Origin of the sequence: Streptococcus oralis (assembly GCF_001578945.1) — a bacterium.
GTDB lineage: Bacteria > Bacillota > Bacilli > Lactobacillales > Streptococcaceae > Streptococcus > Streptococcus oralis_Q.
Genome location: NZ_KQ969556.1, coordinates 61,694 through 64,180, shown reverse-complemented (window position 1 = coordinate 64,180; position 2,487 = coordinate 61,694). Strand labels below are relative to the sequence as shown.

General features: G+C 37.3%; 5 protein-coding genes. All 5 read left to right on the top strand.

The features are described 5' to 3' along the window. A partial coding sequence (locus SORDD16_RS09180) for a NucA/NucB deoxyribonuclease domain-containing protein (RefSeq protein ID WP_061453211.1) occupies window positions 1-830 on the top strand: 830 nt, incomplete at its 5' end. A 26-nt stretch (window positions 831-856) separates the two neighbouring features. Then, window positions 857-1,432 (top strand): DUF2625 family protein, encoded by a 576-nt coding sequence (locus SORDD16_RS09175; RefSeq protein WP_164966514.1) that lies wholly within the window; start codon window positions 857-859, stop codon window positions 1,430-1,432. Between the two features lie 56 nt (window positions 1,433-1,488). Next, window positions 1,489-1,635 (top strand): polymorphic toxin type 15 domain-containing protein, encoded by a 147-nt coding sequence (locus SORDD16_RS11200; RefSeq protein ID WP_128973498.1) that lies wholly within the window; start codon window positions 1,489-1,491, stop codon window positions 1,633-1,635. Between the two features lie 8 nt (window positions 1,636-1,643). Continuing rightward, window positions 1,644-2,189 carry a T6SS immunity protein Tdi1 domain-containing protein gene (locus tag SORDD16_RS09170; protein WP_061453209.1) on the top strand — a complete coding sequence of 182 codons (546 nt, stop codon included), beginning with the start codon at window positions 1,644-1,646 and terminating at the stop codon, window positions 2,187-2,189. A gap of 102 nt (window positions 2,190-2,291) precedes the next feature. Then, window positions 2,292-2,487 (top strand): RHS repeat protein (locus SORDD16_RS09165; protein ID WP_164966515.1); only part of this gene is annotated, 196 nt, incomplete at its 3' end.

The window sequence follows — 2,487 nt, the reverse complement described above, 5'->3', positions numbered from 1 at the left end:
CCGAACGGATCAAGAATCAAGTCGTTGATTTCGTGAAAAATGTCGACTGGAAGAAGGTTGCCATCGTGGCAGCTGCGACTGTAGCAGCAGGCGGAGGAACGCAAGCACTCGTCTCAGGTGTCTTATCAGGAAAAGATGGTAAGACTATCCTCAAGGATACATTGGAAGGTATCAAGGGAGGTGCGGTCACTGGAGCCTTTACAGGAGGTCTTACGGGTGGTCTCGGAGCAGCCAGCTCAAGTGTGACCAATAGTCTGGTGCGTCACGGGGTTGATACGGTAGGTGAAACCGTGATTGACACGATCAGTGATGCGGCTCAAGGAGGCCAGATCACTCCAACCAGCATTGGAACAAGCCTCCTGCTCAACGCAGTGACGGAAGGTGTAAGTAGCCGAACAGTTGGAGCGCCTAAGGCTGATGTGGTGACGACGAAGCCTACTACAGGTGGACGTCTACCAATGACATTAGAGAATCTCCAAATGTTTGCGGAGAAGCCTGAGGCTAAGTCTTCTGATATTGTGAATGTGAATATTTCTAAGTCGAAATATCCTGAGACTGCTCAACATATTGAAGATGCTATTAAAAATGGTCAACCTTCCATTCTTACTATTGACCGAGAAAATGCTAAATTAAATAGGAAAGAAGCATTAAGAGGGACTAAAAAAGTCCCTAATAAAGATCTAGATGAGTATCCACCAGCTATGTTTAAAGAAGGTGGTGCAGGAGCTAGTGTTCGACCGATTGGTAGATCAGATAATCGTGGTTCAGGATCTACAGCAGGTCATCAGTTAAGACCGTATGATGATGGTACAAAAGTGAATTTAATATAATAGAGTAGGTGAATAAAATGTTGACTATGGAAAAGATTATTGCGGAATTTGATAAAAGTTCTAATGATATTAAATTCCTTGAATTTAATAAAAAAATAACGGAAAGTATCGAAATACCACAAGAAATGAAGTTTATCTTAGAACATTTTTCTTATATAACTGTGAATGGTTATTTAAAAATTTTGGGGAATGATTCAGAGAATGGCTTTAGCTATTGTAATGAATTGTTTTCAAAATGTTATAATTCTAATCGTTGTTTGATAGCTTATGATATCTTGGGAGGTCTATTTGCAATAAATATTGAAAAATTAAATTCAATAGAATATTTCGCTCCTGATACATTAGAATGGGAGGATTTGGAGATAGATTATAAGGAATTTTTATATTGGGTGACGACAAATCAGTTAGACACATTTTATCAAGAACTTATAGCACCAGATTTGTTAACATTAGATTTATCGCTTGAAAAAAATGAAGTTGTGTTGACCTATCCTTTTATTTGGTCAATGGAATACACTCCATCAGGTGCAGTTAGAAAAATAGTTCCCTTTAAAGAATTGTTAGAAATGAATGCTGATTTTTATAGACAGTTAAGTATATAAAGTTATAGCCGTGCCTCTCTTTTGGATTGTTATTTATCTTTTAAAGGAGTACTTGAGTGGGAGACTTTGGCATTAATTCATCAATTGGTGTTCAGTGGAAAGATAAAATTGCTACTGTAGATAATGTTGTGGATGAAATCGTCAGAACTACACCTTATGAAGATTTAAATAAAATTTACTTGAATGTTAAATTACAATACTAGGAGAAAAAATGAACTTACAATTTACCAAATTTGCAGCTATGCCAGAAGAAGTCATTGAAAAGTATGCCCCAAAAGTTCCAGATGAATTAGTGGAATTGTGGAAACAATATGGATTGGGATTTTTACTTGATGGTTATCTAAAAATTATCAATCCAGAAGAATATATAGAATTTGTGCAAAAGACCTATTTTAGATGTGATTTATCTATCCCTGTTTTTATAACCGCATTTGGGGATATTATCACTCTAGAGGAAGGAGACTATCTGAGAATTGTAGAATATAAGAAGGGAGATTTCATCACTATTTTAGAAAATATGCATTATTTTCTAGAAGATTTAGAGGATGAAGAGTTGTTAAAGGACTATTTTGATATTCCTTTCTATGAAGAAGCGGTTAAGGAGTATGGGAGCTTGGCTTACAATCAATGCTTTGGTTTTGTTCCTCTTCTTGTACTGGGAGGAAAAAGAGATCTAGTCAATATTGACAAGGTTGGCATAAAAGAACATTTAGAACTCATTACCCAGATTACAGGCGGAGTGGGTTTTGAGAATTAAGAAAAAATAATAGAAATGAAGTTGAGATCATGTGGTCTCAACTTCATTTTCAAATAGTAATCAAAATAGTGAGATCTAACTTAAAATAATTGTGCAGGTGGAGTGACTCAGTACACCTATGATGCGGATGGCCGTCGGGTGTCTATGAGTGACCTGACAGGAACCAGCCAGTACGCGACCAACGAAGAAGGCGAGATCACGGGTGTTCGTCAGGGAGATGGTAGCCTGATCCAGTACGAGTATGATGCTTATGGCAATATCTCGAAGATGATTTACCCAGATGGCAGTACAGTCTCTT

Excerpts from the sequence above, each read along its gene's own strand:
- SORDD16_RS09170 (WP_061453209.1), top strand. The coding sequence starts at position 1,644 with ATGAACTTACAATTTACCAAATTTGCAGCTATGCCAGAAGAAGTCATT.
- SORDD16_RS09175 (WP_164966514.1), top strand. The coding sequence starts at position 857 with ATGGAAAAGATTATTGCGGAATTTGATAAAAGTTCTAATGATATTAAA.